The following is a 6,006-nucleotide window of genomic DNA, read 5'->3' as shown; positions in this document are numbered from 1 at the left end:
TCTACGACAACGAGGTGGAGTACACGCAGGATCTCTACGACGAGGTCGGGCTCACCGAAGACGTCAAGAAGTTCCTGCGCTACAACGCCAACAAGGCGCTGATGAATCTTGGCTACGAGGCGCTGTTCCCGCGTGATGAGACCGACGTCAACCCGGCGATCCTGTCGGCGTTGTCGCCGAACGCCGACGAGAACCACGACTTCTTCTCCGGCTCGGGCTCGTCCTACGTGATCGGTAAGGCCGTCAACACCGAAGACGAGGACTGGAACTTCTGAATTCCTAGCTCAGAGTCCTTGTAGCAGTAGAGGTTTGGCGCTTTGCGCGGTGCTCGTCTAGAGATCCTTGAGTGCCGCCGCAGTCTCGGTGAGGATATCGTCGGACAGACCGACCTCGCCGACAGCTCGCGCCATTGCAACGGCCCCGACCAGCGCGCTGAGTACTAAGTAGGCGCGACGTCGATCACTAACGGCATCCGAGGTTGGGGTCAATCCGGCTAGGACCTCGAGGTACTGCTCAACTTGGCGACCGTAGGCCTCGCGGGGCCAATCATCGGCACGCGAAATGTCCTCGGCCAGCGCAGCCACCGCGCATCCAGCCTCTGGGAGGTCGCGATGGTCCGGACTCAGGTAGCCGTCGACGATCGCCTCGAACGCCCGCATGCCACCTTGGGTGGTCGCCGCCAAAGTCCGCTTGCTTCCCTGAGCCAAGGCGCACTCCACCGCGGCGCCGACCAGGTCATCTCGGGATTTGAAATGTCGGTAAAAGCCGCCGTGGGTCAGGCCGGCTTCCTGCATCAGCTCCGCCACTCCGACACCGTTGATGCCATCACGGCGTATTCGGGCCGCAGCGATGTTGACGATTCGATCGTGGCTCGCGGCCTTGTCAGCCTGCGAACTACCCACGAATGGACCTCCGACCGATGCGACATCAGTTTGCTGCTGGCGATTATAGCCATCATCTTGTTGAGGCGAACGTAACCACCACGGTCGTGACAGGACGACTTGATTCACCACCTCCGCAGCGCGCCGAGCAGAGCATGACAACCCGCTCTTGACAATGAGGATGATGACTGTCATCCTCATTTCCGCGGCTCAAATAGACTGGGCGCCTGACGCTTCCGCTGTGCCGCGCCCTGCAATGGAGGGATCCTTCTGATGTCGGCCTTATTGACCCAGTTCACGATTACCGAGGTATCGACCGGATATTGGCGGGTGACGTTCAGTAATCCGCCAATAAATTTCATGGATCCGGACACCATCACCGAGCTACAAAAGTTGGTCGGTCTTATTGAGTCCGACGACACGTTGCAGGTAGTCGTGGTGGAAAGCGCTCACCCCGACTTCTTCATCAATCGCTACGACGTCTCCCGTGTGGCAGAGACCCCCGTGGCGCCCGGGCCTACTGGTCTGCCGGCGTTCATCGACACCACGACACGGCTGACCACCTCGCCGGTCGTGACCATCGCGTCCATTCGAGGTCGCACGCGAGGCGGAGGTGCCGAGATTGCCCTGGCATGCGACATGCGCTTCGCAAGCCTGGAGCGAGCGGTTTTCGGACAACCCGAAGTGGGTGCGGGCGTTCTCCCGGGCGGCGGCGGGATCGAGCGGCTCCCTCTTCTCGTCGGACGGGCCAGGGCACTGGAAATCATTCTTGGCAGTGACGACTTCGACGCGGCGACGGCGGCGAAGTACGGCTGGGTGAACCGCGCGCTCCCTGATGACCAGCTTGATGGCTTCGTCGACAACCTTGCCCGGCGCATCGCCTCGTTCGACAAGTCTGCGCTCGCTGACGCGAAGCAGCTGATCAATCGTAGGACCCTGGCTTCCTCTGATGATCTGATCCAGACGCAGGACGTATTTCTCGGCACATTCTCACGGCCAAGTGTGCAAGACCGGGGAGCCAGACTCCGTCGTAGGGCCTCTGAAGTTGGTCCCGACTTCGAGGCACGGATGGGCCACTACCTTGCCGATCTTGGCGCCGACAACAACTGACCCGATGACCGCAGATTTGCCCGACAACCCGATACGCTTCGGTGCCAGGGTCATGACAGCGATCAACGACGAGAGGGAAATCCATTGTCCGAAACCAAGATTACGGTCATCTACGACAACCCCACCGACCCGAACGCCTTCGAGGCCGCCTATGAGTCCGAGCAGCTGGAGGCCGCTCGACGAATACCGGGATATCTCCGGCTCGAGGCGTCGAAGGTCTGGCCGAAAGAAGATGGGAGTCCCACGCCGGCTTACCGCATGATCGACCTGTACTACCCGGATTACGCTGCCGTCAGTACGGCAGTGACCACACCGGAAGCAGGCGAGTTCTTCGCCGCCATGGCGCGGCTTGCCACCGGCGGCGTACGGGTGCTGGTCTCCGACGTCGAAGTGCCCCAGTCCGAGTTGACCGACCACCCAGATTCGTTGTAGTGCTGGCTATCTCCGGGCAGTAAACCCTCATCGCGGCGCCGGTGCAGCGAAAGCGTTGGCCGTGGAAGCGATTACGGTGGTGACGATGGTGAGTCTCACTCGTGGCCTCCGTTGAATTGCGGGCAGTAGAACGTCGTCGACAGACCCAGGAACTCATAGGCGCTGCGGAAGGTGAGGCCGGGATTCGCGTTCCGCAGAGCCGCCGCGACGTTCGACTCGGAGTAGCCCTGCCCGAGATTGGCGCAGACCCCGCCCGCGGCTTCGATGGCCGCGGCCTCACTGGCGAAATTCATACCGTGAGCCTGCAATGACCTGATGAACGCGGCATCCCGCGCCTGCGGGTCGCCCTGAACCGGAGTCGATGTCGTCACCGGTGGCGGCGCCTCTGTCGTCACCGGTGGCGGCTCGGTGATCACGGGCGGCGGCGCAGACTCCGTCGTCGAGGGCACGACCTTGTCGTCTGGTTCGGACGGGACCGGTGTCACGACCGCTGTGCTCGACACCGGGACCCTGTGCGCCGCAGCGGGTTCGGGCTCGGAACGCTGGCTCAGCACGGACCACAGCGTCACGCCCAGGACGACAACGACGACGGCGACGGTTCCGACATAGAGCCGCAGCCAGAACGTCGTGCGATCGTGTTGATCGAACGAGAAGGTCTCGTCGTCATCGGCCTCCGACCATGCCAGCCCGGCGAGCGCGGCGGCCTTGTCGTCATCGACGACGACAGTAGGTTCGCCGGCGTCGGGCGCTGCAGCCTGTGTTTGCGTGGACATCGCTTCACCTCCAAGTGGTGAGAGCGTCCCAGGCAGGTGTGACATCCCGGCGGCGGTGACTCCGGCTCGGGGCCTTCCGCATGTTGCCGGAAGTTCTCGGATGGTGGTGGCGCCGCCGCGCCCGGCTGGTACCGGATCAGAACCCCGACTTCCTCTGCGGCTCGGGTTCGTCGTCCGTGATCGGTAAGGCCGTCGTCACCGAAGATGAAAACTGGAACTTCTACGGCGCACGGCAGCCAGGAGCCAAAGTTCGGAGTCGATGCCCTCTCGGTCCTGCGCTACGACACCTGATCCTCAAGTTTTGTCAGGACCTGCTTATATTGCACTCATGTTGAGTTAAGCTTCCCGGTCGCGACACCTATTGCCCCACGACCGCCGCCGGAGCGAGCTAGATACACAAACGATTGAAATGCCGTACTGGACCACTTATGTGCCCGGCTGCGGCCACTAAGAAAATACCGAAACGGGGTGAAAGGGGTAAGCGTTGAGCGTTCCGACCGTCGCCCTCCTCGAAACAGCGGCACCGCGAGTCCTCGGCGAGACTCCGCTGGCCGCGAGCGTGATGCGGGTGGCGCGTTTATTCTCTCGGCGCGTGCGCGTGCTAGTGGCGTGCTGGCACCAGTTGGACCCCAATTACGACGGGATCGGCGGCGATCACGAGGGGCCGTGGCATATCCGGCCGCCGTTTCTTGAGTTTGCCGACGGCGAGTATCGCGTATGGATACCGCGGTCATCCATCGCGGCGACCGCGCTGTGCCACTTCCCCGCCTCGGGGCAGCATCGCATGCCGCTCACACCTGAGGAAGTCGACGCGGAGCGGCGCTTGGCCGCCGCCGGGATCCGGTGCGAGGGCATTCCTGCCGATACCACGGCACGCGCGCTTTACGCCCTGGCTCGGCGCGGCACGCCGACGAACGGGCCCGGCCGGCTGAGCCGCTTGGGCCGCAAGGACCAGCTCGAGTACGCGCTGCGCTGGTACGAGGAATCCACCGGGCAGCGGATCGCGCGGCCGAAGACCCAGCCGTGCACCGGCGCACAGTTGGGAGCGACGCTCGCGTCGTTCGCCGGCCGTGACTGCATCATCAAGCCCGCGAACAGCAGCGGCGGGCGCGGCATCCAGGTGGTGGCGGCTGGCGGCACAGTCGGCGACCCAGTCGCGGCGGACGCACGGTTCGTTGTCCAGGAGCTGACGGCCGCCCCACTGGTCGTCGACGGAGCGAAGACGGACCTACGCTGCTACCTGCTCGTCGATGCGCGGGACCGGGCGCGCTCACGACGAGTCGGCCCGATACTCGCCCGGGGTTCGGCCGCTCCGTACGCGCGGCTGCTCCCGGAGGCGGAGATCACCAACACGTCGCTGCGTAACCGGCTCGGGCTCGGTCCGTCCATCAGGCCAATTGCGGCCGCGCTGGCCGCCGACCCCGCGTACCACGCCGCCCTGAGCCGCGATGTGGAGCGATTGTGCGGGTCACTGATTGACTTCGTGTTCGCGTGGCGTGACTCGCAGGCGGCGGGTGGGCACGGCGCTCCCGCCGCCGCGCAGGTGATGCTGTGGGGCATCGACGTGCTGGTGTCGGGGCCAAGCGACGCGCCACAGGTCAGCCTGCTCGAAATCAATGTCTATCCGCAGTTGCACCGTGGTGACCCTGTCTGCGACTCGTTGACCGACGACATGCTCGTCGCCGAGTACTTGGAAGGGCTGGTACCGGGAGCCGGCGCGCGGCACCCGGTATCAGGGATTTCCCCGGTGAGCGCCGCGTGAGCGTCCCGGTGGGACGCGGCGCCGCGGCAGCCGTGCTCACGACCGCGCCCGTCGTTGCCGCACCCATCGTCACCGTGCTCACCACGCGGCCGGCGCACCCGACGCCACGCCTGCTAGCCGAGGCAGGACGGCGGCACGGCATCGTGGTGCGGTGCGGTCCGCGGCTCGATCCGCGCAGCTCGCTCGTGTTCGCGTGGAATTACAGACGTCCGGTCGCCCTCGCCGCAGTGCGGGCGTACTGCGACCACCACAGTGTCGAGCATGCGAACACCGAGCAGGTGGGCAAGTGGGACCAGCTCGTGCGGCTCTGCGACGCGGGCATCCCCATCCCGAATTCCCGCCGCGCCGACAGGCTCGAAGACGCCCGGTACGCCGCGGCGTTGATCGGCTACCCCGTCATCATCAAGACCAACTGGGGGCTGCGCTCGCAGGGCGTCGAGCTGGTCGGGGACGCGGCAGAGCTCGATCGGGCGTGGACCGGCAGGCACCGCGTCGTGCAGTCCTACCTGCCCGAGGGTGCGCGCTGCACGCGCCTCCTCGTCATCGGCGACCGCGTCGTCTCCGGCGTCACCCGGGTGGCGCTCGACGGCGTGCACGCGACATATGATCACGGCCGCCGCGCCATCCTCGAGGCGTACCCACTGGCGGCCGACCGGGTTGCGCTCGCGGTTGCGGCATGCCGTGCCGTCGGCGTCGAGGTCGGCGGCGTCGACATCGTCGAGACCGCGGCCGGTCCGTGCGTGCTTGAGGTCAACCACGCGCGTGTCGAGTTCAGCGACCGCGACCTGCACGGCCCGGACGCGGTCGATGCTCTTGCGGCGTGGCTGGCCGGTCGGGCGCACGCACACGAAAACGCAAGGTGCGCAACGGACCCAGCGGATGGGGCTGCCGTGGCCAGTGTTGGGGCCGGTGCGGTGGCACAAGCGGGCGCCGGGACTCAACCGAGTGCCGTTGCCGGCCGCGCACCGCGGTTGCGGATCGTGACCGGCCAGCCGCGTCATCGGGGTGTCGCCGCGATCAGCGCCGCCTGCGGCGCCCTTGGCTTCGC

7 protein-coding genes and 1 pseudogene are annotated in these 6,006 nt (G+C 65.7%); 6 read left to right on the top strand and 2 right to left on the bottom strand.

The window, feature by feature from the left end:
* Positions 1–275: ribonucleotide-diphosphate reductase subunit beta (locus tag WAN02_RS30075; protein ID WP_422269033.1), on the top strand; the 275-nt coding region annotated here is incomplete at its 5' end.
* Positions 276–332: 57 nt separating this feature from the next.
* Here the strand turns inward: WAN02_RS30075 and WAN02_RS30070 are convergent.
* Complete coding sequence (locus WAN02_RS30070) at positions 333–902, bottom strand: TetR/AcrR family transcriptional regulator (RefSeq protein WP_422269032.1); 570 nt, start codon at positions 900–902, stop codon at positions 333–335.
* Positions 903–1,154: 252 nt separating this feature from the next.
* Here WAN02_RS30070 and WAN02_RS30065 point away from each other — a divergent pair, with 252 nt between their 5' ends.
* A complete protein-coding gene (locus WAN02_RS30065) occupies positions 1,155–1,991 on the top strand; it encodes an enoyl-CoA hydratase/isomerase family protein (RefSeq protein ID WP_422269031.1) in 837 nt (278 codons plus the stop codon).
* Between the two features lie 84 nt (positions 1,992–2,075).
* Positions 2,076–2,423 carry an EthD family reductase gene (locus WAN02_RS30060; protein ID WP_422269030.1) on the top strand — a complete coding sequence of 116 codons (348 nt, stop codon included), beginning with the start codon at positions 2,076–2,078 and terminating at the stop codon, positions 2,421–2,423.
* A 95-nt stretch (positions 2,424–2,518) separates the two neighbouring features.
* Here the strand turns inward: WAN02_RS30060 and WAN02_RS30055 are convergent, their stop codons facing one another.
* Positions 2,519–3,196, bottom strand: a complete 678-nt coding sequence (locus WAN02_RS30055) for a DUF732 domain-containing protein (protein WP_422269029.1) — start codon at positions 3,194–3,196, stop codon at positions 2,519–2,521.
* Positions 3,197–3,330: 134 nt separating this feature from the next.
* On the opposite strand from WAN02_RS30055, the pseudogene WAN02_RS30050 reads away from it, so the two are divergent.
* The 3 genes and pseudogenes from WAN02_RS30050 to WAN02_RS30040 all read left to right on the top strand — a co-directional run.
* Positions 3,331–3,417 (top strand): annotated as a pseudogene (locus WAN02_RS30050) (hypothetical protein); the annotation flags it as partial.
* 263 nt (positions 3,418–3,680) lie between these two features.
* Positions 3,681–4,958: a hypothetical protein gene (locus tag WAN02_RS30045; protein ID WP_422269028.1), complete on the top strand. Its 1,278-nt coding sequence runs from the start codon at positions 3,681–3,683 to the stop codon at positions 4,956–4,958.
* On the top strand, positions 4,955–6,006 hold a 1,052-nt coding region (locus tag WAN02_RS30040; protein WP_422269027.1), incomplete at its 3' end, for an ATP-grasp domain-containing protein. The genes WAN02_RS30045 and WAN02_RS30040, both read left to right, overlap by 4 nt.

It is taken from the genome of Mycobacterium sp. (assembly GCF_049281135.1).
In the GTDB taxonomy this organism is placed as follows: Bacteria; Actinomycetota; Actinomycetes; order Mycobacteriales; family Mycobacteriaceae; genus Mycobacterium.
Note: the sequence above shows the minus strand (reverse complement) of the source record. Positions and strands in the feature narration are given on the sequence as shown.